The following is a 24,181-nucleotide window of genomic DNA, read 5'->3' as shown; positions in this document are numbered from 1 at the left end:
TATTGGATTGTTGGGTGCCAGGGTTGATTGAACTCAACGCCACAACACTAAAATACTATCCCAGTTGAGGACAACTGGGACATATGAATTTAATCCAAGTATTTAGATAAATACTTAATTGCCAGCCGCCTTTTTAATTAACTCACGTAGTGATTGCTCGCTTGTGGCGCCTGGTATAAATGATATTTCACTGCCCTTTTTATATTGACCATCTGGTGTTGAGCCAATTATAAAGGCTGGTGTACCCATCAAATGTAATTTTTCAGCCAGTTGGCGATTTGCATCCAGGATATCGGTCACTTCCTGACTATCCATATCCTTTTTCAGTTTTTGCATATCCAGACCTATGGATTTGGCGGCATCCATCACTGTTTTTTCATCCAAACGTTTGTCTATCGTAATCAAAGCATTATGCATAGCCTGATATTTGCCTTGCATGCCAGCCGCCAGAGCAACTCTGGAAGCCAGATCAGAAGTCTTGCCAAAGATTGGAAATTCTTTGTATATAACTCGTAATCCGCTGTCTTTTTTAACCAGATTTTCAATGGTAGATGCCATTTTTTTGCAATGAATGCATTGATAATCAAAAAACTCAACCAGTGTTACATTCCCTTTAGGATTACCTACAGTAGTTAATTTGCCTTGAAAAACTTGTTCAGCATTTTCCTGAATTGCAGCTTGAGCTTGCTGTTGCATATTTTGCTGCTGTTTTTGTTGTAATGCTTGCGAAGCCTCCAATAAAACTTCCGGGTTATTAATCAGATAATCATGAATGACTTTTTCAATTTCCTTTTTTTGGGCATCTGATAAAGAAGCGCTAGCCGTATCAGCCGCCATTATTGCAGGTGATACTAATGTAGAAGCTAATGCTCCAGCTGCTAATAAACTTGTAAATTTCACGTAATTCCCCTTACTTATAATTAATCAATGACGCAAATTACATCTCGCAGATAACTTTATCGTTAATTGATCTGCGTAAAACAGCAAAGTATAACAAATTTCTGTTGCCTAACGCACCCTAGCATTCATGAAAAAAAAATTCAATATTACAACAGCAAACTGCAAGTCAGAGTACCTCAGATATTTTATAAAAATTAAATGCAATAACTACAGGCATTCAGTCAAGTTAGCATAGGCCAAAACCAACCATTTTACACCATGTTCACTGAATTTTACTTGAACTCTTGTATGGGCCCCGCTGCCCTCAATAGCAAGAACGACACCCTGTCCAAATTTGGCATGCTGCACATTTTGCCCAATTGTAATGCCCGACACCTCGTCAGCCACTGGCAATTTGCTTTTTGTAGTTCCAGGCCACTGAGAACGTGATTTAACTCGTACTTCATCAAGAAATTGTTGAGGAATTTCACGCAAAAATCTTGATGATCTGTGATACTCTTCACGACCATATTGTCTTCTGACCTCAGCATAGGATAAAACCAATTTACGCATGGCACGAGTCATACCGACATAACATAATCGACGCTCTTCCTCCAAGCGACCAGGCTCTTCAATCGATTGTCTGCCTGGAAATATTCCTTCTTCCATACCAACCAAAAACACAATCGGAAACTCAAGCCCTTTGGCTGCATGTAAGGTCATCAAGTGAACGGAGCGTTCATGTTCATCAGCCTGCAATTCCCCCGATTCTAATGAAGCATGAGCAAGGAAGGAATTGACCAACGGTAACTCCTCCTCTTCATCGTATTCATATCGAAATTGTTTAGCAGCATTAATTAATTCTTGCAGGTTATCTACACGTGATTCTGATTTATCACCTTTGATTTTGCTAAAGTGGGCGTATAAACCACTATGCTGTATTACATCAGAGATCTGCTCATCCAACTCCTTATTAGCAACCACAACTTGTAGTTTTTCGATCAAATCAATAAACTTAGCTAATGCTAAACTCCCCCGTTGCCCTAATCCTGTAGATTGAAGTATGCCCTTGGAAGCGTCCCACAACGAACACTGTTCTGCTCTGGCGTACTGGCGAACCTCATCCAATGTTTTTTCTCCTATTCCTCGACTAGGAAAATTAACCACTCTTTCAAACGCAGTATCGTCATTTGGATTAACTAACAATCGTAAGTAAGCCAAAGTATCTTTAATTTCTGCCCTGTCAAAGAAACGGACTCCTCCATATATCCTGTAGGCTATACCTGCACGTAACAAAGCTTCTTCCAAAACACGGGATTGGGCATTCGAACGATACAACACTGCAATCTCATCCGCACTGGCGCCCTGATTCAATTCCATGCCAATTCGTTCAGTAACAAAACGTGCCTCATCCAATTCATTGAATGCACTGTATACAAGAATTTTTTCTCCTTCACTACCAGCAGTCCACAATTCTTTACCCATACGAGTACTGTTGTTGTGAATCAATGCATTTGCTGCATTTAATATCATTGCAGTTGACCTGTAATTTTGTTCAAGTCTTATGATTTGGGTATTCTTAAAATCATGAACAAATTGTTGAATATTTTCCACTTTGGCTCCACGCCAACCATAAATTGACTGATCATCATCTCCTACAGCCAATACCGCTGTATGATCACCAGCAAGCAAACGGATCCATGCATATTGAATCGTATTGGTATCCTGAAATTCATCAACTAAAATAGCTTGGAAGCGTTCACGGTAATGAGCAAGAATCTCTTCATTATCTCGTAGCAATTCATGAGTTCGTAATAATAGTTCAGCGAAATCGATTACCCCTGAGGTTTGGCAAACGTCTTCATACGCTTTATAAATTGAAACCAAAGTCTTGGTAGGACCATAATTCAGTGCATTAATATGCTGTGGGCGCAAGCCTTCATCCTTTTTACTATTAATAAATGCTTGCGCTTGCTTGACTTGCCATTGCTCAGGATCAAGATTAAGTGAAAGAATGACTCGCTTGATAACTCGTCCCTGGTCTTCCGAGTCCAGAATATGAAACTGTTCTGGAAGGTTAGCCTCCTTGTAGTGGCGACGCAATAAACGATGGCATAATCCATGAAAAGTACCAACCCATAAACCCAACGTTGGTGTAGACAACATACTGCTAAGTCTCGATCTCATTTCACCAGCCGCTTTATTCGTAAATGTTACTGCTAATATAGCGTGGGGAGAGAGATGCTGTTCTTCAATTAACCAGGCAATTCGGCTCACCAAGACTTTTGTTTTACCACTGCCTGCACCTGCTAAAACCAGCATATTACCTAATGGAGAGGTTACAGCGTCACGTTGCTTTTCGTTTAATCCCTTGAGAAGTGCTGCTATGGTCATAGAATATTTCCAACAGAAAAAGTGCAAGTATTATCTTCAATTTAATTGCTAAAGCAAAGATATAATCGATGCGGTAAAAAATCTAAAAATTCTCCTGGATATATATCGATAAAACCCATACAAGTATTGCTTTCTGATCAATCAGAGCGCAAAATACTGTTCGTTTAAAGTAGCTACTAGATAGTATTATAATACAATGACGTTATCATAAAGGACTAAAATGCATACCCTCTACCCAGCAATTAAACCTTACACGCAACACGAATTGAAGGTTAGTAAACTGCATACACTTTATTTGGAAGAAACCGGAAATCCTGAAGGCATACCTGTTATTGTATTGCACCATGGCCCAGGTGGAGAAGCTGACCCACATCTAAGACGTTTTTTTGATCCTCAACGATATCGCATTATTCTTTTTGATCAGCGAGGTTGTGGTCGTTCAATTCGACATTTGGAAATAAGTGAAAATAATACCCAGCTTCTCATGGAAGATATCGACTCCATTAGAGATTTCCTGGGCTTAAGGGAATTTGTGTTATTTGGGGGTGGATGGGGTTCTCTGTTAGCATTATTGTATGCGCAAAAATTTCCTCAACAGGTGAAAGCATTACTACTCCACCAAATTTTTTTAGGTCGACAAAAAGACATCGATTGGTTTTATAAGCATGGAGCCAGTCTTGTTTATCCTGATTACTGGGAAGAGTTTACCAACACAGTCCCCGAAAACAAACTTGATGATATCCCCAAATATTATGCGGAATGTCTACAAGGCCCTAATGAGCTAGCGCGAATGGCTGCTGCGAAAAACTGGGCTCTTTGGCAAGCCAGATGCAGTAGTTTACAGCCACACTTATATGTTATTGATCAGTATAGCGACCCACATTTCGCATTAGCATTAGCAACTCTGGAATCCTATTACATTATTAATCATTATTTTATTGAAGAAAATCAGGTTATAGCTAATGCCCATAAAATAAGGCACATTCCTACCTATATTGTTCATGGCCGTTTTGACTTGGTAAGCCCTTTATCCAGCGCATGGGAACTTCATCAAGCGATCCCCGCTTCCAATCTAAGAATTGTCAGAGATGCTGGTCACTCTGATAGAGAATCGGGAATTATTGATGCACTTATTTATGCCAGTAAGGACATCTCAAAGCAGGGTCTTGATGCATGTTAACTGTATTACAAAGAGTAAAGGAAGCCAGGGTTGATATTAATGGTCAAACAGTTGGCAAAATAAATTATGGCTTGCTGATACTTTGTGGTTTTGAACCTAGGGATTCGCTAGAAAATATTAAACGAATGCTGGATAAATGTATTAATTATCGCATTTTTGAAGACCCGATCGGCAAAATGAACCTGAGTTTAAAGGATGTAAATGGCGGTTTGCTATTAGTACCACAATTTACTCTCATGGCAGATACCCAAAAAGGATTACGTCCAAGTTTTTCAAATGCAGCTTCTCCAGAACTCGGGCGTCAGCTTTTTGATAACTTATTAACTCTTGCTCAGAAATGCCACCAAAATACTCAAAGTGGTTGTTTTGGAGCGAACATGCAAGTTTATTTATGTAATGATGGGCCTGTGACTTTTCTGTTACAATTTTAATTGGTTTTTACTGTATTAAATTTTTGTATAACCTGAATTGTAGAGCGAAGTATAATCAAGATTCATTATTGGAATTCATTCCGGTCAAAAAAAAGCATGTTTGTTTCAGTTAAAAAGCAGCAATTTAAAAGACCTATTCTTTACATCAAAGCATTTGTTTGCAAGAACCAAAAACTGGTGTAACATCATTTTAAGTATTTAATAAATAGAATAATTATGCGACTAATCTTAATGTTTGCTAGCATCATGGGATCCGTTATTTTAGCGAGCTGTGCAAGTAAAGGATCAAACCCGATCGATCCATTCGAACCCTTTAATCGTAAAGTGCACAATTTTAATATGGCATTTGATGCTACCGTATTAAGACCACCAGCAAAATTATATCAGGCTGTCGTACCAAAATTGGTAAGAAAAGGTGTGAATAATGCATTCAATAATCTGGATTTGTTCCCTACAATAGCCAGCGATATACTGCAAGCTGAAGGAAAATGGGTAATCAAAGACAGTTGGCGACTCTTCATTAACTCCACTATTGGGGTTGCTGGTCTGTTTGATGTAGCAGAAAAATTTGGCTTGCCACCGCATTACAATGATCTGGGCCTAACACTCGCCAAATGGGGCGATAAAAAATCGCCTTACCTTGTAATACCCTTTTTAGGCCCCAGTACTCTTCGTGATGGAGCCGGCTGGCTGTTCCAGTTTGCACTCTGGAGTCCTTATGTATATATTGATGATGCTGGTCTGGTTTATGGTTTAATTGGATTACGCTATATTGATTTACGAACACAATTTTTCGACTCTGAGCCTTTACTGAATGAAGCATTAGACAAATACACATTCATCAGAGACGCTTACCTGCAACATAGAAATTATCTTATTGCAGGGACTGAGCAAGATACAGGCACGTCCTTCGTTGAGGATAAGAAAGCTAACAAAACTGCAATGCAAGAATCAACCGCTTCAAATAACCAACTAGGTTCTGACTATGTTGATGAATAAAATGATTAATTGAGACTTGCCAGGTCATGATAAGGGTTGGTGTTGAGCCAAATGCAAAACCAACCCTCTTTAAGCTCTGAACTTCAAAATCAAAATAATGACTGTTCTTTATTTTGATAAAGAAGTATGTAACTTTTCAAGGCAACGCATATATTCACCTGCGATATCCAAACCAGTTTCAGTGCTAATTTCCCGAATACAAGTGGGACTAGTCACATTAATCTCTGTTAGATAATCACCTATCACGTCGATACCCACAAAATACAGACCTTTTTCTCTCAAAGCTGGAGCTATCTGTTCACATATCCATTTGTCTCTTTCAGTAATAGCGACCACTTCTCCCCTGGCTCCTGCGGCCAAATTTCCCCGCAAATCTCCTTTTGCAGGAATGCGAGCCAAAGCAAAAGGAACGGGTTCGCCATTGATCAATAAAATACGTTTGTCTCCGCTTACTGTAATATCCGGGATATAACGTTGAGCCATAATACATTTTGTCTGCCCTTTGGTTAATACCTCCAAAATGACCGATAAATTTTTACCCTCTTTGTCAACATAAAAAACGGAATTACCTCCCATTCCTTCAAGAGGTTTAAAAATAACTTGCTGATGAATTTGCCAGAACTCTTTTAATTGCCGAGCATCTCTGGATACAAAAGTAGGGGGACAGCAATGAGGAAAATTTAGGGTAAAAAATTTCTCATTCGCGTCACGTAAACTTTGCGGTTTATTTGCAACCAACACCCCTTCTTGTTCCGCTAAATCCAAAGCGTAAGTTGCATAAATATACTCCATATCAAACGGAGGATCCTTACGCATCAAAATAACATCAAAATCTCTCAATGGCTTATTACCCAAATCTATGGTTTTAACCCAACTCAGACTCTCTATATCTCCAATGTGAATTTCATGGACTCGTGCATAAGCGCTCCCATCACAACAATATAAGTCATTCTGGGTAAAGTAGGCGCAAGACCATCCCAATCCTTGTGCGCTTTTAATCATAGCTACTGTAGAGTCTTTATAGGGTTTTATTTGATCCAATGGATCCATAAGCACCGCAAGTTTCATCATTCGCCTCCAATTGCAGCAATTTCTCGAGCTGCAGCCAGTGCAGCCAAACGAGCTATAACCCCATAAACATAAAAACGATTTGGGCAGTCAACTACCTCTAAATCATCACAGGGCATATTACAAGCCTGTGCGAAAGCTAACGGCTCAAAATGCATGCCTGGAGCATTGAGGTTCTCATCAATTCCTCTGCCTTTATGAACGCGATAAAATCCACCAACAACAAATTGACCAATCATATAAACTACAGGTTCAGCAACAGAACCATCAGGCATCGTTTCAAAAGTATAAACACCTTCCTGAATAATGACTCTGTCTACCTTCCTGCTTCCTTTACTGGTAGACATCCTGGTACGCTGCTTTCTATTCAATTGTCGAATTTCATCTCCATTATGAACCATCATAACGCTCATGCCATAAGTACCATTATCTGCCTTTACTACTGCGAACGGTTTATTTTCTATTCCGTAAGTAGTGTATTTATCGTTTATTAACGATAATATCTTATCGACTTCTTGAGCTAAGGTTTCAATCCCTTCCTGAGCCATAAAATCGACCCCCTCTATAGCGCTAAAATAGGGATTAATTAACCACGGATCAATACCGACTAATTCAGCAAACTCAATAGCTACTTCTTCAAAAAATTGAAAATGACTCGATTTTAATCGAGAAGCCCATCCTAATTTGGCTGTAGGTCTAATTCGCTGTTGCACATCCTGTAATATTTCAGGAACGCCTGAAGACAAATCGTTATTCAATAACAAAAGGCAAGGGCTGAAGTTATCCAGTCCCACCTTATCACCTTGTCTTTGTAATGGTTCAATTAATAAAGTTTCACCTTGTTCGAGTATTATTTCTGTAGGTTCTTTAATGTCTGGATCTAAACTGCCTATTCGAACTATAAAACCAGCTTTTACAAAAATTGTTTTTAATACATTCAAACTCTGTAAATAATACTTATTCCGAGTATGGCTTTCTGGAAGAAGCAAAATTTTAGTACAATCAGGGATGTACTCTATAAGGGCAGATTGAGCAGCTTGTATACACAGAGGAAGGAACTCCGGGTTCAAATTATTAAAACCAGCTGGAAATAAATTGGTATCGACGGGAGCCAATTTAAAGCCAGCATGTCGCAAATCAACAGATGACGTTAGAGGTGCCGGTGTCTCCTGCCACTTTTTTCTGAACCAGGATTCTATTTCAGCAAGTTTATTTAATATTATTTTTTCCACATGATACAAAGGACCTGAATGAGCAGTAGTCAGATGTGGAACGGGGATTTCATGCTTATTCATTCATACTCCCTATTTTTTAAAATGGATCGATGTTACCTAGGTTATTCATAAAATAAAAGTATTTATCATTCTTAATACATTATTACTACAGTTTTCATGATGACAAGATATATAGAAAAGAGAGGCATTTATATAATAGTCGTGTTTCACAACAACATATTGTGAATATAGAATTATTTATTCCATCATCGATTCTTCATACTCTTGACCAGGATTTTTGGCAAAATGTACTGCAATCATATAGAATAATAATTCAGCATTTGCAGGGATTAAAAAAACTGTTTTATTGAGCAAAATTTAAAGGCCTCACAAGAATATCGTTATTTTCTACTTTCAATGGCATAATTATCCAAAATTATACTATTTATCCTACCTTTTATGCTCCATTTAAAAACCATACAATCAATCCTTCTTCTAATTGTTTTAGGATTCATCTGGGGATCAGGCTATACTCTTGCCAAATTTGCAATGACTAATGGAGTTAACCCACTCGGCTACGCTTTTTGGCAATCATTAGGGCCAGCCCTACTATTAACTTTAGTGAGCTTCTTTACAAAACAAACTCGCTTGCTACACCCTGTTTATTGGCCTTATTTTTTTATATGTGGATTGATAGGTATCGCTATTCCTAATACCAACATGTATTTTATTGCCAGCCATATCCCAGCAGGTTTATTGGCAGTGCTAGTTAATACTGTTCCTTTACTGGTTTACCCTTTAGCTCTCATGGCGGGCCAGGAAAACCCGGATGGGTGGCGATTTTTTGCCTTGTTACTTGGTATGTCCGGCATACTTGCAATTATAGGAATAAACTCCGCAGGACTTTACTCAAGCTGGACTATATTAGCTATGCTTAGCCCTCTTGGCTTTGCTTTTTGCTCGATTTATATAGGAGCCAAACAGCCAAAAGAAATTAACGCCCTGCAAGCTGCTAATGGAATGTTACTGGCGGCGTCTCTTCTTCTTACCCCTGTTGTCCTCAAGCAGCACGCATTTTATTCTCTTTCAGCTCCATTAACTCTCGTGCAACAAATCGTTATCCTAGAAATAATTTTATCCAGTTTAGGATATTTACTTTTCTTTATTCTCATTCGTATGGCAGGACCTGTTTTTTATAGTTTAACTGGTGGAGTCGTTGCAATAACCGGGTTGTTTTGGGGGTACTTGGCTTTTGATGAGAAGCCTTCATCTATACAGGGCATGGCAATAGCTTTGGTGGTTTCCGCCATTTTTCTGTTATCATGGAGACAATCGAAACAGACTCAAGGAATCTGATTTATGCTCAGTGAATTAGCAAAACAATTTAGCACACAAATCCAAACCTTTTTCTATTTAATTATGTTAATTAATGGTCTTCTACATTTTATCTTTGCCGGAGCAGTGGCTCGAGACGCAGGTAATCTCTATAGGCTAGGTCAAAAACCTGTTTTAGTATCGGCCCCTACCTGGGCATTTGCGACTTTAATTGGAGGAGTCATCACGGCAACTATATACTGGCTGCTTCATCACTCCACATTAACCAGACCCACTATGAGAGAAATTCGTTATGACAAAGCATAAGATCAAAACAATAGACGTTCATGAACTAAAACACCAAATGGACAATCAAGCCAATTTGAGTTTGATTGATGTACGTGAACTGGAAGAATGGGAAATGATGCATATTCCAGGAGCACTTCATATTCCTAAAGATCGCATCTCTATTGAAATACAAAACCAAATACCCAATAAAGAACAAACTATCTATTTACATTGCCGAAGTGGCGTCAGATCACTGTATGCGGCTCAATGCTTAATGGATTTGGGATATTGCGAAGTCTATTCTGTGGATGGTGGAATTATGGCTTGGGCAATGAGTGGTTACCCGGTAAAACAGGAGTCTTACACCCCTTCCTGAGTGAAGAGGTGAGAGAAAAGATAATGAGTTGCTTAAAGACGATGATTTACAACCTCATTAGTATCGGTGACTTTTTCTTTTACTGATGGAACACTAAAAAGACCGCCTTGAGAGCTCTTTGGTTTTTGTTGCAGTAAATGCAAATCTCGGGCGGCGATAATAATCTCACGTCTTAATTTATGCACTCTATCAGATAATTCAAGAATATCATCAACAACGGAATAATGCTTGATTGCGAAAGGTTGTTTATCCAAATACCCTTTTCTTGGGTCAGAATTTTTATAAACATGGCAACGAAGGAATTTTTCCAAAGCACTGTACATATCAACCAAATCTTCCCGATTAGGATTATTATCCTTATTCAAATCAAGCGATATGGTAAGAGATTTATAAAAATCACTGTTGTCGGGAGAGGTGTATTTATAAGTTGCAGCAATCTGATCACGAATGTAATAGGCCAATGCATTTAATACGCGTGCCTTATCTTCTGGCTCTTTGGATGAGTTATCCAGCAGTTCGATAGTTTTTAGCAAGACATGTACTTGTGGTTGCCTTTCTCTTGAAACTTCTTTTACTGAGTCCTCTAATTTGTCCTCAATAATTTTGGCTTTCTCATTATGGGACTTGATTAAAGTAATGATACTTTCCCTGATGCTTCCTTTTAATTTTTCATATGCGACCAATTCAAATGACATCTTATTTTCTCCTTATACTCCATGAACAGGACTAGTGAAATGCTTTCACTGTAGGCCAGTTTAAACCAATTCCCTCTTTTCGTCATGTTTTTTCTTTTTACTATCTAATTAATTTTCAATCTATTGATTTTAATGAAAAATTTGCAATTTCCTTGTTAGTTCATCAAATAAATAGACTTCTGGAGAGTATTTTTAAGCCTTGATATCGTCGCTTTAAGAGTCAGCTCAGATCAATTAAATCAAGATATTTTTTGCTCAATCAGTCAGACACAATAAAAATTAGAAGAAATTTAAATAAGCTATTTATTGTTTTTATAAAACATTTGATTTAATTTACGCGTCAATTTGCAATATATGATGGTCATAAAAATGAAAAAAATAAGCTGCAGTATTCTTCTTTTGATCAACTCCTTAATTGCCCATGCCGATTCAGGTCAACCTAAATTAATTTTACAAATAGTTGTTGACCAATTACGCGGAGATCTGATTTACCGTCATCATAAACAGTTTGGACCTTCTGGTTTCAATTATTTACTTGCTCATGGTTTGGATTATCATAACGCACATCATCCACATGCCAATACAACGACCTGTGCAGGTCATAGCACTATTGCAACAGGAAGCTACCCCTCTTTACACGGCATAGTTGATAATGATTGGTATGATAGAAAAACAAGAAAACTAAAGTACTGTATGGAGGATTTACAAGTCAAAATTTTACCCACTGTACACACCCATATCGAAATTTCAGGACGCTCACCGCGAAACCTAAAACCATCCACATTAAGCGATGAAATTATTTTAGCAAATAAAGGGAAAGCCTTTGGTGTATCATTAAAAGACAGGGCAGCTATCACTTTAGCTGGTCACGCAGGAAAAGCGTTTTGGTTTGACAAAACGAATGGTGGATTTATTACAAGCAATTACTACTATTCCAGTTATCCATTATGGGTAGAAAACTGGAATAAACACTATCAACCCAAAGCCTACGACTGGAATCTTTCTCATCCTAAATCATTCTATCAGAATGCAAATACTCTTCCATTTCGTCATAACTATGGCAGCTTTGGTCAAACATTTCCCCATCATGTAACCAATCCTCCATCTGAAGAATATTTCAAATCGCTTTCCAGAACACCAAAGGCAGATGAATTAACAGCTGATTTTGCCAAACAACTACTGGTTAATGAAAAATTGGGAAAAACAACAGGCCAAACAGATTATCTTGCAATCAGTTTTTCTGCTGTAGATGCTATTGGTCACCAATTTGGGCCTAATAGTCTGGAAGCAGAAGATAATTTGATCACCCTTGATGACACCCTAAGCCAACTTTTTAAAACCATTGATAAAGAGGTTGGTCTTAATAATACCTTAATTATACTCACCGCAGATCATGGTGTCAGCGATGGTCCTTCTTACCTTAAAGCACATAAAATACCTGAAATTAAACCTGTTAATATAGAAGCAACAGGAAAACACATCGAGAATTTATTATTGAAACGTTTCAACCTGCCTGCGCAAGCTTTGATGTCAATTAATCCTCCTTTTATATACCTTGATCACCAAATTATAAAAGAGAAAAATTTGGATATTGCAGAGGTCAGTTTTTACCTGGCAGAAGAAATCAGTCATCTTCCAGGGATATTCAAAGCCTACCCCTTACCTATTCGTGATATTGAAAAAGATTGGTTAAGCGCAAAAGTTGACCGCATGTCTTACGCTTACCGTGCAGGCGATGTTTACATTGTTCAACCGCCATATCAAAGCCACGGTGCAAAAAGTGAAGATCGAGTTGCTCATGGCAGTCCCTGGCAATATGATACTTATGTGCCGCTACTGTTTGTACACCCTGACTTCAAACCAAAACGTATATTCAGGCAAGTACACACAACGGATATTGCACCAACATTATCTTCCTTATTATTGATTAAACCCCCTGCCGCAGCAGTGGGACAGCCTTTGGTTGAAGTAGTCAATGCTTTTCATAAGACTGGAGAGAATGATTGAATTCCAACCGAAAAAACTTTACTATTCGTACAAAATTTTTAATGAAAACATTATGACAAAGCAAGCAATTATTATTGGGATTTCCGGCCCATCAGCATCTGGAAAAAGTTTATTAGCAAATACTATAGTCAATGAATTAGGATCCGAGCAGGTTGTCGTTATCTCTGAAGATGCCTACTATAAAGATAATGGGCATCTACCCTTTGCAGAGAGAGAAAAAATAAATTACGATCATCCTGACTCCTTTGATCATGCTCTACTTTATGAGCATCTTCGTCAGCTACGAGTTGGAAATACAGTACAAATTCCTATTTATTCTCATTCCAAACATCTGCGTTTACCTGAAACCAGAGCAGTGGGTCAACATGCCATTATTGTACTCGAAGGAATACTGCTTTTCAGTGATAAAGCTCTACGCGAAATTATGGATATACGCATATTCATGTCGACTCCTCTTGACGTCTGTTTAACACGGCGCTTAAAAAGAGATGTAGTAGAAAGGCATCGATCATTTGAATCGGTTATTCATCAATATGAGACTACAGTTCGCCCTATGTACATGCAATTTATTGAGCCTTCAAGCCGATACGCTGATATAATAGTACCTCGCGGTGGTGAAAACAGAATCGCTATAGAGATGATTCAAGCCAAAATGCGGGAATTATTAGCTTCACATACTCGAGGCAGTTGATGTTTTATTAGTCTGTTTAAGAGCAACCTAATTGATATTGTGGTTTTAGTCCAGGATCGAAGTAACACTCACTTCGCCCTGCTAAATCAAGAATAATGGGAGGAGATACTATTGTGGGATTTTTAACTGGAAAAAAAGCACTTATTGTTGGATTAGCAAGCAACAGATCGATTGCATATGGCATTGCTAAAGCATTCCATAATCAAGGCGCTGAGTTGGCTTTTACTTACCAAAACGAAAAATTACAGTCGCGTGTTGAAACAATGGCATCGGAATTTAATTCAACTCTAGTTTTTCCTTGTGATGTTGCAAGTGATGAAGAAATAAAAGCCGTGTTTGATAATTTACGCAATCACTGGGATAAATTAGATATCCTGGTCCACTCTGTAGCTTATGCTCCTGCTGATCAGATCAGTGGTGATTTTGTGGAATGCGCAAATAGAGAAGGATTTAGAATAGCTCATGATATTAGTGCCTATAGCCTCATAGGTTTGTCTCAAGCCGCATTGCCTATGATGCTTGATACTCAGGGTTCAATTTTAACCTTAAGTTATTATGGAGCAGAAAAAGCCGTACCAAACTATAACGTTATGGGTGTTGCGAAGGCAAGCTTGGAAGCCTCTGTGCGCTATCTGGCAGCCAGCTTAGGATCCAGAGGATTAAGAATTAATGCCATATCAGCTGGACCAATTAAAACTCTTGCCGCTGCTGGAATTAAAGATTTTCGTAAAATTCATGCTGCTTATGCAAACATTACTCCATTACAAAGAAATGTTACTGCTGATGAAGTAGGCAATACTGCTGCCTTCTTATGCTCTGATCTGGCATCCGGGATTACTGGTGAAGTGCTACATGTTGATGCAGGATATCATGCAGTTTCCGCAATGAGTGAATTGGGATAGATAAATATTAATCAGCTTTAAGAAGCTAATCTACTTTATTGCTGTATTGCAACAGGTCAATTGGTATTAGCAAAGATGAATTTTTTATTGAATCTGATAAAATACCTAAAAAGCACTAACTTCTTATAATCTGCAAGAAACACTAAGTGAGATGGTTCTGGACAAGAAATCAGAACCACAATACGAGCATATGCCAAAATTTTTTCCATAAAATGACATTGATGATCTAGGGCTGCTTCGAATGATTATTTGTTGACTCTATTCTGCATTTAAAATAAAAGTCCATCTGGTAAAACATTGGGCAACGCTTACATGCCTATTCGTTGTTGCGAGTAGTCAATGAATCTCAAATAGTATCCGAACATGCCACAGCATCCTCTAAGGTTAAATAAAACACATTAAAAATGTGTCATATGATCATGTTTTTTGCGATATAGAATATATTTATAAAATTCAGCTTGTCTAAGATAGAGCTGCAATTTATCAAAAAATGAAACCCCTTTTACAACGTGAGTCGACGATTAAAATTATACTCCCGGTGCAATCTGCTGATTTGATCCCATACTGGTAATTGATTTAGTGTCGTTATCGTAACAATAGCCCACAAAAGGATCATAGTCTATAAGACCAGTTTCCTCTAATGCTTCTTCAAAAGATATATAGCTAATTCCATATAAAATGCTCATGTACAATATTTCTGAAAAAGTTCATTTATAGAACACTGGTGCTGTCTTCTAATTGCTTTAGCCTGGGCCCACTTATGCTCTATGGGATTGAGATCTGGAGAATAGGGAGGAAGAAACTCCAGAGTATGTCCTGCATTGTCGATTAGTTGCTTTGTTGATGCTTTTTTATGAAAAGCTGCATTATCCATAATGATAACACTGTGCGGAGGAAGCTTAGGTAATAAATCTTGCTCAACCCATCCTTCAAATACATCACTATTTATTGTCCCATCAAAAAGACTCACACTGAGTAGCGAATTATCAAGTAATGCACCTATAGCATTAGTGCGTCCACGAGCTCCCCAATCTTGAGTACCATGACAACGCTCTCCTTTGAAAGAGTATCCATGTGTTCTGGGCATATCATGCGCAAATCCACTTTCATCCAGATAAACCAGTGGACGGGAAGTTAACTGGTATCTTTGAATCTTATTCTGGAACAATAATCGCTTTTCGGCGTCTGCTTTTGGATGGGACAATGTTTTTTTTATAGGTGACACCTAGACGTTTCAATGCCCAATATATTCCTGTCTTACTGGCTCCAAGTCGCTTGGCTCGTTCATGATAATAACTATCAGGGTAGATGCTTACATCCGCTTTTAAGGCATCCATATCGATCTTTGTTGCAGGCTTATTACGTGTCCTTTTTGGCTCTAGTCCCTTATTCCAGCGAACTAAACTGGATTTGCTTATTTTAAATCGTAATGAGGTTTCATCATAACTTAACTGTTCTTCTGCTTTTATCTTTAATATATGGCGCCTAAAATCTAAGGAATAAGTCATAAATAATTGATTATATTCAATTTATATGAAATTAGCTATATTCTGATTCATTCTACCCCCTTCGTTTGTCCATGCATCGTGGGTGTAGCTCGAATAATAGCCCAATTTTCTATTTGAGCGCGGTGGGTTATCAGTCGAGTTCCTTACTTGTGCTTTTTTAAGAGATTCTTCTATTTTAGATAAAATTTGAATAAATTTTTGCGCATCGAAATCTGGGTTCGCACTGTTAAAAATGACAAATTCTCGGCCTTTCATGGTCTTCTTATTTTGGCATTGCTCTGCGTACTTTTTAGTCATTACTTTAAATGAGCCCAGATCATTATCTAAAGCAATTTTTGCAATAATAGGCAATGCTTTGACTATGTCATCCTGGTGAATAGATAAATTTATTTTCCAATCAGGTTTGTTTATATCAACCCCACCAAGATTCGATTTTGTATAAGCTACCCAATTATTATCGAACGTGGACATTGAAAAATTCATAAATGATTTGCGCCCACATTCTGAGTCGGTTTTGGCATTTTTATAGTAGTCTACAATGCTGTTGTCATCTCCCTCCTTGAGACCATTGTTTGTGGTATGGCTTTCATTGAGATCATTACTTGATATAGAAAAAAAAGAAAGAAACGTGCTTATTAAAGAAGGTTTACTTGGGCTAGGCTCTCTAGGGCCAGAACTTGAATATGATTCACTCAGCCTATTCATTACATCTTCGCGATGTTTAATAAGTGTAAAAAAAAGTTGTTGTTTTGTGTCACTCAATTGACTCAATACGCTTTCTTCCAAAGTTTTACGTGGGATAATTTTAAAAAGGCTATAATAATAATTGTCAAAATGAGTAATAGCCTTATCTTTATCTTTTTCATACATAATACCCAGATATTCCAGCTCAAAATTGAGCATAAACGCTAGCGTTTTGAGCGCTTCTTTTCTTGAACCCGCTACGGTATATGAGTCATGATTCAATAACTTTATGGCTTGAGTATTTTGAATATATTTTGGTTTTCCTAGTTTATTATTAGCCGAAACGTCATTCCCTAATAACTCTATAATTGTTTTTTGTTGCGATCCGTTGATTGGTATCTTTGATAGAAAATCCTGACTATTCCATCGATCAAGATAATATAAATTTCCCTCTTCGGTATATACATAGGCGGGAAGATTTTTCTCTTTTTCCAGTTTCTGTATCATATTTGAATTATTTGAATTCGAGCGAACTTGTACTTCTGCCTCTTTAGCAATAAATATTGGGGTCATAGGAGTTTTATAATTTATTAGCTCAAAACAATTCCTAGAGCTATATCCTGATATTTTTTTTAACATAAATTCAGCCTGATCAAACGCATCGTCTTTTGCATTTTTGTCATATCCGAATTCATTTTCTAATCTCTCTATCTGCTCACGAACTTTTGACTCCTCAATTGAATCACCCAAAACCAAGGATGGCATTTCTAATTCGTCAGAAGCAAACCTTTTAAAGAATTTTCTTCTTTCCATTTTATCGTTAAGATTACTCAGCAGAATATCAAACGCTTTGTGAATATTACCCCGCTCAAATCCTGGTTTGTCTAAAATGGAGTCAGCCTTAAAATTTAAAGGTGGTTTTTTTGGGCGAGTAAACAGGTATTTCTGTTTAACCTCTTCATCTGACCTACAAACCAGAATCAAAAATTCATTTCTTAAATTTAGAAGCGCCCTTGCAACATGATCTGGCATAGAATGGTTAGTCAAATTGTTATAAGGAGCAATTTTATAAATATCAACGATTGCTAAAAATACTGTTCTGATAAGCTCTAATTTTTCCTCGATAGTCTTTTCATTTTGCAATATTTCCTTGATATTTAAATCTTGTTTTTCTTTCATAAAAGAAAGTGCAGGTATACTTTCCAAATGCTTCTCAAATAGCTTTGTTTCAGCTTCGGATAATACTGATTTAGAACGTTGATCCAATAATTTTCTTTTAACATTAACAAGTTTTTTATTATTTTCAGAGTCTTCTGATATATCCATGTAATCTTTGTGAGCCTGAGAAAATTTTTTCGCATCAAGATCAAACTGGTTTGATACTCTTAGAATGCTCTCCATTTCCGTGTATGATTGATCCATCGAGATGATTCGCGTAGGCATATCCTTAATCTTTATCCATCCAACTTTATACATATTATGAAGCGTGACCTCTCGGTCTTTAGATAACCCTGTACTCACAGTTGCCTTACTTTGCTTTTTAAGATGTTCATCTTCCTCACATTTTTCTGGTAAATAGTCGAATACATGGTCGTATTTAGCAAATTCTTTTAAAGCAAGAATACTAAAAATCGAACAATTTGTTTCATCCTTCTGAATACCTGCTTGGCAGGCTTTAATCTCAAACTTGACCTTATCCTTTTGCAATTTATCAATGAGTAAATCAATTGCTTCCAGCTGAGTCTCATCTTTCGAAGAGTCAAAACAAAATATTTTTAGAGTTCCCCCTCGATTTTCAACATCGAATGCCACTGCATGCTGTTTATTTGTATGATAGTATACAAATTGTTTTCTTTCGCCAGGCTTTAGGTCTTTTATCCTTCGCGCTAATTTATAAACGGTGCCCTGGGGTGCATACTCTTTTGTGGTAATTTCCTCCAGAACAATACGGTTGCCTATTGCTTTTCTTATCCGATTGAGGCCTTTCAGTAAGGCTCTGGTCAATTCAGGTGTGACTGTAAAAGACATTGTTTTTTCTTTTTTACTTCTTAACTCTAAGTAGTTAGTGACTTCATAGTCGTCGAGAATTAACTTTGGAAGTTCTTTTTTCATCTCTTTTAATTCAAAATATTTATCTAAAAGTTGTCTAACTTCAGTTTTTAGGTTTTCCGGAAAATTATCTGCATCAGTAATTTGGTACTTGCTCGCAAGTTGTTGTATTTTGTATTTTAAGAAGGACTTATAATTAAGCCAGTAAGCTAGATTCTCCTCCTCAGTCTCTAAATTCTTTGAATGGGGAAATTTAAAATTTAATTTCCCGTTATAACTGGATAAAACGAGCTTTGCCAAGACCATTGATAATAATTGAGCTTTTTCTCCATTTAATTCGAAATTGGTTTGCATTTCGAACTCCTAAGTTAATGAACCAACCAAGATTTATGGCCAATATGAATATAATTGAAAAGATAGCATATCATCTATTAATGATCAAATTGTATTAAACAAAATCTTTTTGATGTAGAATTTACTTATGAGTTAACTAACATGATTTATTCTACAGGAATGAAATATTCTATATTTTTCTTAATAATCAGTTATCATATGCTCTAGGGAGCTCATATTAAGCTTCAGGTTTTTTTTAATTTAGATACTTTATAAATGAGTTAAAATAGAGCCAATAAGCCAGATTCTTTTCATCTTATTTACTGATTAAAGTAACAAGCTCCGACCCTGGTTGTCCTGTAAACATTGCTTTTCTTTCATAACACGCAATAATTATTTTGACAGCTCTATTGAGGATTTCTCTTCTGTAGTCACGGCATAAACTCTCGTACATATAATTATTTATCATAGGTATATTGTAGCAATTTTTTAATTTATTATTTTACATATTGCATTATTTATATTTTTTTTGTATAATAATTTTCCATAATTATCTTTATTAAATCAAAAGGGTGAGGTATGTTAAATCTTCTTAAGTCAATTAGCAAAGTAGAAAACGGTAAAACCGTAGACAGTAAAAAAAGTAAACAAGTAATTCCAGTAAGTAAATCTAATAACGGTGAGTTAACATCAAACATTAGCCCAGACATTTTTCAAAAAGAATTATTGCCATTTCTTGATTTAAAGTCACTCTTGAATTTGCGACTCAGCTCGACAGAATTGCATAGCCTGGTCAATCAATTCCTCGGCAATAATCCCAATGCAAAGGAATTGGGTGTTTTAGCCCTTCCCAAGGGAAGTAATTTGTTTGCTGTTGGCGATGATGTAGTGCATCGAAAGCCGGCTAAATCTCTTATTTTTAATGGTGCAGATGTCTTTTACGGCAAAGTAGTAAAAGTATCTGATAATGATATTAAGAAGTCATTCAACTCAAAAACTACATTTTTTAGCAAAAAAGAGGATGCCCAACGTTATATAGAACAACAAACAAAAAAGAATGAATACGATATGACTATGGAAACACCTCATCTTGGACAAGTTACTTTAGAAAATGAAATAACTCTAGCTAAAATGAAAAAAGAGGGTAATGGATTTACTGAACCAATGTCTATCCAAGATGCCCAAGAGAATAATATAAAAATTTCTCCAAGATAAAAAAAGTACGCCGCCTTCACCAAGGCGGCATTCTGCCAAATAAGATTTTCCAAAAAATTTTTCTATTAGTAAACACTGTAGTTGACTGAGATTGGTTTCCCTAAGAAGAAACTATCTCTTCCTTACGCCGTAACTAATTCAATTTATATACAGTAAATCTAAGAACATAGACTATTCTTAGTAGCCTATCTTTTTCATTTTAGAGGCCTCTTAATCTCCTCTCTCATAGGCTCTATCTTAATATCTGCCTCTTTTTCTTTTGGTTTTTTGAAGAAATTATTTAACCCTCCGATGATTTTATTACCAGCAGAAACCAGTTTATCAAGAGCATTAAAATTCATTTCCATTTCATAACAACTGATATCGTTGATATCATCAAAATCATTAGCGATCATTTGAGAAAAACACAAAAGCATGTAATTTAGAACTGCCTCATCCTGCTCATGCTTCCTCATCTTTTTAAAATCACTATCAGCCTCTAATTTTTTCCAATTATAAAAATTAATACTACGCCCATGATTAGGATCATAAAAATAGGCAATTTTTCTTTCTGGATCATAACGGAAATAGATAGCGTGTCCCCATGGTTCGTGAGCTGTATCTTGGGTTTTATCTTTTTTAATTGGGTGATGCCCAATAGATAGTTTTATAATTCCGTAATTTTTTAATTTAGATTTATGTTGCAAACCAACCGCTTTCTCAAGCGCCTGATAGATATCATTAGAAGCAAATGCAGATTCATCCGCAAAGCGCCAAATGTTATGCAGGGGCTGAATTTTTTTAAGATGAAGTCGTTTTAATACGGCTTGTGGCAAACCATTGTTATTATTTTTTTCCATTGTATCTACTTGGTATAAAGCCTGGTTGAAGCGATCCTGGAGTGAAATTTTGACTTCCGTTCCCCATTGTGAATTGGAGAGTGGTTGATTTCTAGCTAAGCTAGTCATTTCTCGAGTAATTATTCGATAGGTATTCGCTTGGCAAACTCCATTTCCTAATACCTCGCCCTCTCCACCAATAAATCCCTGAATATTTTCATATTGAATTGGATTACCCCACAGCTTAAAAAACTCAATATCTTTTTGAACACTATCTAACATGATTTTTTTCATTTTACTGGAAGCTTTCTCATCGAGTGGAGAAATCATGTCTTTTACTTTATCAAATTCATTAGCTGATAAGAGGAGCCTATCTTTGTTTTCTTTAATTTTTTTATCGATGAAACGATAAAGCGAGCTCAATACTTTATTTTTTGAGTTTCTTAAAGATCTATCAATATGTTGAGGAATATTTTCATTGGATTCAATGAGTTTCTTTTTACATTTTTCATATTCTTGTTCTAATAAATTAGTGGCTAATTTAATTATTTCCTGTCTTGCTTTGGTTAGTGTATAAATCACGGGGGCTAAAGAGGATTCACCACCTGCAGCAATAATCTTTTCCTTCAAAGCCATAAGTTCAATCTGATGCTGCAGCTCTTTCAATGTAGGAATCTCATTTTCTGCTTGACCATTAAGAACAGCATTTTGAATCACATGTTTAATTTTTTGCTGGACAAGCTCTTTATTTGCCTTAACTTTACTAGGGTCCAAACCAAAAGCTGAGAAGACAGCCACTTCATGAGGGTTTTGTAAGAATTTTTCAGGGTGAGTAATTTGCTGATGAACAAAGGCACGCTTTAAAACAAGAGAGAAGTCTTCAAAATACTCTTTAGGCAACCTCATCAACGCTTGCTTGAGCTTAGGAAACATTTTAATTACTACTTCTTCTTGGGCTGTTATCTCACCTTGATTAAGTTTTACATTTAATTTGGCCATTTCCTGCTGATATCTTTCTTTTGTCATTTTCCCTTCGGCATAGGCAATAATCCGATTTTTATCAGATTCCGTCATCATTCGAACACTATCGCGAATATCAGTTCCAATTATATCCCAGTTACTGATTATTTTTTCAGCCATTTCTTTACTAGTGCTCTTCTCCAAACGCTCATAAAGATCTATAAGAGCTTCACGATTACATGCTGAACGAACATTCACTACAAACTGATCCAACGTCTCAGCATTCTTCGAGTGATCAGCTAATGTTAGCTTGTCTCCCATATGCTCAATAACATGTTGAATATCTCTAACTATTACTGGCGCTAATTGGACTACATTGTCAACACCTTCTTGATTAAGTATCTGTGCTACTACTTGAGTAGGGTTTGTATTCACCAATGAAAGTGATTCCAGAGCGTCATCTTCTTCTGCAACTTTTTTTAATTCCTCCGCAAGAAGTTGAATAAATTCTTGACTATTTACCTTTTGTGAACCCAATGCAGACTGAGCTCGCTCTAATGCAACATCAAAACCTGTTGGTGAGCCTTTCCATTCTTTTCTTTTTTGCTCAATCATTATGCTTCTTTGCTGTCCTAGAAGTGATATTTTTTCCATAAATTCATTTATTTCAGCGACAGAGCGTAGCGGTAAGGTATTATCATCAAAACGTTTGGTATTAGGCCAGTAAGTTGCGTATAACTGTTCAAAGGAGATATCAGAACAAAGCTCCGCACTTTTTTTCTTTAACCCATCCATAATAGAACCATTTATTATGATGGTTAATTCATCAATTGCTTTTCGATGGATTTGTTGCCAATATTCAAAATCATCAGGATGAATACAAAGTGGCATACCATCTGGAATTAACTCGTATTCCTTAATTATTTCTTTGATAGAGGAAATATTAATGACATTGAATCGATCGGGGATCTTATTCGAGGTAACGCTCTCCCAAAGAGTAGCGATGTATGTCTCAGGTTCTGATTCGATTAATTGAAGTGCATTTAATGCGAATATTTCTTGCTTGAATTGCTTAAGATTAATCTGTAGTTGTCGTTTATATTCAGTGATACCGGGAAGAGCATCTGGATTATGTGAATAAAAATAACGAACCGTTTTCTGGAAAAGCCAATTTCTAAAAACCTGCATGTTAAAAGAACTTAATTGCTCATCATTTACCTCTTGAGGCCATTCACCACCCTTTTTCCAATAATCACTGGTATTACAATACTCGCATAATTGCCTTGTAGAAATAACATCTTCTAATGTTCCAAATTCATCACGAACTGCACCGATCACCCATGCCATTTTATCGTCGCATTCAACTTTGATTTTTTTTACGTAATCTAAGAAACGATTAGTTTCAATGGTATAACTGTCATCCTCTGCGATAAGAATAGGTAGCCTGTCTTCTGGAGCAAGTGGGCTGAAATCTAACTCAACTTCAGTTGGAAAATCGTAATAGTAAACATATTGACCACCAAAAACACTTTTAGATATTCTCTTAGTCATTTTAGCCCAATTAAAAATCTTATAGTACTTATATTATACATAAAATTCAGTATTTACTCATATCCACAGCAAATAAAATATTGAAATTTGATTATTTGTTAGATACGTACTCATAACATCTTGACGATTAGCATCAAGATTAAAGGCTCTCCTAAGCATGATCAGTTTATCTAGACTGCCTTCGGCTTAATTCTTCGAAAGCAATTTTCATAGAAATAGATTGTATGACTTGATCTTTTACTTTATTGCTTCATCACTGAAGGTTTATCCGGTACTCATTGACTCCATGTAAGCTGAAGCTATTTCAAGTCTCTTCGCACCTTATGTTAAAGTAAGGTCTACAAGTTACACAAAAAAGTCTAATATTATCAAATTGAAATAACTCATTACACTAAAGTAGGAAATCCTGGACAAATGTAAGTCATGCTAGATTCAAAATAATCTTAAAAATTTAGTCTCAAGAAAGTGAATTAAGTTCCAAAAAATCTAGAGAAAAGACAATAGTCTGAAGCTATCTTTTAATTAGAATGCCTGGAAAATAGCCTCAATGCAAGCCATTGATTTTAAAGTTGAAGTTATTTTTTGATGCAGGGGATGTTATACCTAAAATGTTTGCGAAAAAACC

General features: G+C 36.6%; 20 protein-coding genes. 10 read left to right on the top strand and 10 right to left on the bottom strand.

From position 1 onward, the window contains the following. Nucleotides 1–114: 114 nt before the first annotated feature. Nucleotides 115–900 carry a DsbA family protein gene (locus OQI99_RS03375; RefSeq protein WP_061512522.1) on the bottom strand — a complete coding sequence of 262 codons (786 nt, stop codon included), beginning with the start codon at nucleotides 898–900 and terminating at the stop codon, nucleotides 115–117. A gap of 207 nt (nucleotides 901–1,107) precedes the next feature. Then, nucleotides 1,108–3,273 carry a DNA helicase II gene (gene uvrD, locus OQI99_RS03370; RefSeq protein WP_061512521.1) on the bottom strand — a complete coding sequence of 722 codons (2,166 nt, stop codon included), beginning with the start codon at nucleotides 3,271–3,273 and terminating at the stop codon, nucleotides 1,108–1,110. 220 nt (nucleotides 3,274–3,493) lie between these two features. Between uvrD and pip the strand changes: the two genes are divergently transcribed. From pip to OQI99_RS03355, 3 genes are all read left to right on the top strand, one after another. Further along, nucleotides 3,494–4,453: a prolyl aminopeptidase gene (pip, locus tag OQI99_RS03365; RefSeq protein WP_061512520.1), complete on the top strand. Its 960-nt coding sequence runs from the start codon at nucleotides 3,494–3,496 to the stop codon at nucleotides 4,451–4,453. Further along, on the top strand, nucleotides 4,447–4,884 hold the full coding sequence (gene dtd / locus OQI99_RS03360) for a D-aminoacyl-tRNA deacylase (protein WP_061512519.1): 438 nt from the start codon (nucleotides 4,447–4,449) through the stop codon (nucleotides 4,882–4,884). The genes pip and dtd overlap by 7 nt, the downstream gene beginning before the upstream one ends. A 216-nt stretch (nucleotides 4,885–5,100) precedes the next feature. Then, nucleotides 5,101–5,883: a VacJ family lipoprotein gene (locus tag OQI99_RS03355; protein WP_010947571.1), complete on the top strand. Its 783-nt coding sequence runs from the start codon at nucleotides 5,101–5,103 to the stop codon at nucleotides 5,881–5,883. Nucleotides 5,884–5,991: 108 nt separating this feature from the next. On the opposite strand, the gene gshB is transcribed toward OQI99_RS03355, so the two are convergent. Then, on the bottom strand, nucleotides 5,992–6,951 hold the full coding sequence (gene gshB / locus OQI99_RS03350; protein WP_061512518.1) for a glutathione synthase: 960 nt from the start codon (nucleotides 6,949–6,951) through the stop codon (nucleotides 5,992–5,994). After that, a complete protein-coding gene (gene gshA / locus OQI99_RS03345; protein WP_010947573.1) occupies nucleotides 6,951–8,246 on the bottom strand; it encodes a glutamate--cysteine ligase in 1,296 nt (431 codons plus the stop codon). The genes gshB and gshA overlap by 1 nt, the downstream gene beginning before the upstream one ends. A 378-nt stretch (nucleotides 8,247–8,624) precedes the next feature. On the opposite strand from gshA, the gene OQI99_RS03340 reads away from it, so the two are divergent. From OQI99_RS03340 to OQI99_RS03330, 3 genes are read left to right on the top strand one after another with little or no spacing between them, the layout of a single operon-like run. Further along, the gene (locus tag OQI99_RS03340; protein WP_061512517.1) at nucleotides 8,625–9,521 is read left to right on the top strand and encodes a DMT family transporter; all 897 of its coding nucleotides are present in this window, start codon (nucleotides 8,625–8,627) and stop codon (nucleotides 9,519–9,521) included. Between the two features lie 3 nt (nucleotides 9,522–9,524). Next, nucleotides 9,525–9,806, top strand: coding sequence for a hypothetical protein (locus OQI99_RS03335; protein WP_010947575.1), 282 nt, complete (start codon nucleotides 9,525–9,527; stop codon nucleotides 9,804–9,806). Further along, on the top strand, nucleotides 9,793–10,143 hold the full coding sequence (locus OQI99_RS03330) for a rhodanese-like domain-containing protein (RefSeq protein WP_061512516.1): 351 nt from the start codon (nucleotides 9,793–9,795) through the stop codon (nucleotides 10,141–10,143). The genes OQI99_RS03335 and OQI99_RS03330 overlap by 14 nt, the downstream gene beginning before the upstream one ends. A 32-nt stretch (nucleotides 10,144–10,175) precedes the next feature. Here the strand turns inward: OQI99_RS03330 and lem14 are convergent, their stop codons facing one another. Next, nucleotides 10,176–10,838 carry a Dot/Icm T4SS effector Lem14 gene (gene lem14, locus OQI99_RS03325; protein WP_061512515.1) on the bottom strand — a complete coding sequence of 221 codons (663 nt, stop codon included), beginning with the start codon at nucleotides 10,836–10,838 and terminating at the stop codon, nucleotides 10,176–10,178. 369 nt (nucleotides 10,839–11,207) lie between these two features. On the opposite strand from lem14, the gene OQI99_RS03320 reads away from it, so the two are divergent. The 3 genes from OQI99_RS03320 to OQI99_RS03310 all read left to right on the top strand — a co-directional run bounded on the left by OQI99_RS03320 (nucleotide 11,208) and on the right by OQI99_RS03310 (nucleotide 14,438). Then, on the top strand, nucleotides 11,208–12,845 hold the full coding sequence (locus OQI99_RS03320) for an alkaline phosphatase family protein (RefSeq protein ID WP_061512514.1): 1,638 nt from the start codon (nucleotides 11,208–11,210) through the stop codon (nucleotides 12,843–12,845). Between the two features lie 52 nt (nucleotides 12,846–12,897). Next, nucleotides 12,898–13,536, top strand: a complete 639-nt coding sequence (gene udk, locus OQI99_RS03315) for a uridine kinase (RefSeq protein ID WP_014841922.1) — start codon at nucleotides 12,898–12,900, stop codon at nucleotides 13,534–13,536. Nucleotides 13,537–13,631: 95 nt separating this feature from the next. Next, the gene (locus OQI99_RS03310) at nucleotides 13,632–14,438 is read left to right on the top strand and encodes an enoyl-ACP reductase FabI (RefSeq protein WP_010947580.1); all 807 of its coding nucleotides are present in this window, start codon (nucleotides 13,632–13,634) and stop codon (nucleotides 14,436–14,438) included. Between the two features lie 527 nt (nucleotides 14,439–14,965). On the opposite strand, the gene OQI99_RS03305 is transcribed toward OQI99_RS03310, so the two are convergent. Genes OQI99_RS03305 through OQI99_RS03290 form a run of 4 tightly spaced genes read right to left on the bottom strand, consistent with a single transcriptional unit; the run spans nucleotide 14,966 to nucleotide 19,033 of the window. Beyond that, nucleotides 14,966–15,124 (bottom strand): hypothetical protein, encoded by a 159-nt coding sequence (locus OQI99_RS03305; RefSeq protein WP_265731316.1) that lies wholly within the window; start codon nucleotides 15,122–15,124, stop codon nucleotides 14,966–14,968. Beyond that, nucleotides 15,121–15,642, bottom strand: a complete 522-nt coding sequence (locus OQI99_RS03300; protein ID WP_265731315.1) for an IS630 family transposase — start codon at nucleotides 15,640–15,642, stop codon at nucleotides 15,121–15,123. The genes OQI99_RS03305 and OQI99_RS03300 overlap by 4 nt, the downstream gene beginning before the upstream one ends. Further along, nucleotides 15,593–15,946, bottom strand: a complete 354-nt coding sequence (locus OQI99_RS03295; protein ID WP_061512513.1) for an IS630 transposase-related protein — start codon at nucleotides 15,944–15,946, stop codon at nucleotides 15,593–15,595. Before OQI99_RS03295 ends, OQI99_RS03300 begins: the two co-directional genes overlap by 50 nt. Before the next feature lie 21 nt (nucleotides 15,947–15,967). Next, nucleotides 15,968–19,033: a hypothetical protein gene (locus tag OQI99_RS03290; protein WP_061512512.1), complete on the bottom strand. Its 3,066-nt coding sequence runs from the start codon at nucleotides 19,031–19,033 to the stop codon at nucleotides 15,968–15,970. A gap of 558 nt (nucleotides 19,034–19,591) precedes the next feature. Here OQI99_RS03290 and OQI99_RS03285 point away from each other — a divergent pair. Further along, entirely contained in the window at nucleotides 19,592–20,227 is a 636-nt protein-coding gene (locus tag OQI99_RS03285; RefSeq protein ID WP_061512511.1) for a hypothetical protein, read from the top strand. Nucleotides 20,228–20,421: 194 nt separating this feature from the next. Here the strand turns inward: OQI99_RS03285 and OQI99_RS03280 are convergent, their stop codons facing one another. Then, nucleotides 20,422–23,556: a hypothetical protein gene (locus tag OQI99_RS03280; RefSeq protein WP_061512510.1), complete on the bottom strand. Its 3,135-nt coding sequence runs from the start codon at nucleotides 23,554–23,556 to the stop codon at nucleotides 20,422–20,424. Nucleotides 23,557–24,181: the final 625 nt, after the last annotated feature.

Origin of the sequence: Legionella sp. PATHC039 (assembly GCF_026191275.1) — a bacterium.
Classification (GTDB): Bacteria; Pseudomonadota; Gammaproteobacteria; order Legionellales; family Legionellaceae; genus Legionella; species Legionella pneumophila.
The sequence above is the reverse complement of the archived record's forward strand: the minus strand, read 5'-3'. Positions and strand labels throughout refer to the sequence as shown.

What these genes read in the sequence shown, in the direction of transcription:
- uvrD (WP_061512521.1), bottom strand. Translation starts at nt 3,273, where the DNA reads ATGACCATAGCAGCACTTCTCAAGGGATTAAACGAAAAGCAACGTGAC.
- pip (WP_061512520.1), top strand. Translation starts at nt 3,494, where the DNA reads ATGCATACCCTCTACCCAGCAATTAAACCTTACACGCAACACGAATTG.
- dtd (WP_061512519.1), top strand. Translation starts at nt 4,447, where the DNA reads ATGTTAACTGTATTACAAAGAGTAAAGGAAGCCAGGGTTGATATTAAT.
- OQI99_RS03355 (WP_010947571.1), top strand. Translation starts at nt 5,101, where the DNA reads ATGCGACTAATCTTAATGTTTGCTAGCATCATGGGATCCGTTATTTTA.
- gshB (WP_061512518.1), bottom strand. Translation starts at nt 6,951, where the DNA reads ATGAAACTTGCGGTGCTTATGGATCCATTGGATCAAATAAAACCCTAT.
- gshA (WP_010947573.1), bottom strand. Translation starts at nt 8,246, where the DNA reads ATGAATAAGCATGAAATCCCCGTTCCACATCTGACTACTGCTCATTCA.
- OQI99_RS03340 (WP_061512517.1), top strand. Translation starts at nt 8,625, where the DNA reads ATGCTCCATTTAAAAACCATACAATCAATCCTTCTTCTAATTGTTTTA.
- OQI99_RS03335 (WP_010947575.1), top strand. Translation starts at nt 9,525, where the DNA reads ATGCTCAGTGAATTAGCAAAACAATTTAGCACACAAATCCAAACCTTT.
- OQI99_RS03330 (WP_061512516.1), top strand. Translation starts at nt 9,793, where the DNA reads ATGACAAAGCATAAGATCAAAACAATAGACGTTCATGAACTAAAACAC.
- lem14 (WP_061512515.1), bottom strand. Translation starts at nt 10,838, where the DNA reads ATGTCATTTGAATTGGTCGCATATGAAAAATTAAAAGGAAGCATCAGG.
- OQI99_RS03320 (WP_061512514.1), top strand. Translation starts at nt 11,208, where the DNA reads ATGAAAAAAATAAGCTGCAGTATTCTTCTTTTGATCAACTCCTTAATT.
- udk (WP_014841922.1), top strand. Translation starts at nt 12,898, where the DNA reads ATGACAAAGCAAGCAATTATTATTGGGATTTCCGGCCCATCAGCATCT.
- OQI99_RS03310 (WP_010947580.1), top strand. Translation starts at nt 13,632, where the DNA reads ATGGGAGGAGATACTATTGTGGGATTTTTAACTGGAAAAAAAGCACTT.
- OQI99_RS03305 (WP_265731316.1), bottom strand. Translation starts at nt 15,124, where the DNA reads ATGAGCATTTTATATGGAATTAGCTATATATCTTTTGAAGAAGCATTA.
- OQI99_RS03295 (WP_061512513.1), bottom strand. Translation starts at nt 15,946, where the DNA reads ATGACTTATTCCTTAGATTTTAGGCGCCATATATTAAAGATAAAAGCA.
- OQI99_RS03290 (WP_061512512.1), bottom strand. Translation starts at nt 19,033, where the DNA reads ATGCAAACCAATTTCGAATTAAATGGAGAAAAAGCTCAATTATTATCA.
- OQI99_RS03285 (WP_061512511.1), top strand. Translation starts at nt 19,592, where the DNA reads ATGTTAAATCTTCTTAAGTCAATTAGCAAAGTAGAAAACGGTAAAACC.
- OQI99_RS03280 (WP_061512510.1), bottom strand. Translation starts at nt 23,556, where the DNA reads ATGACTAAGAGAATATCTAAAAGTGTTTTTGGTGGTCAATATGTTTAC.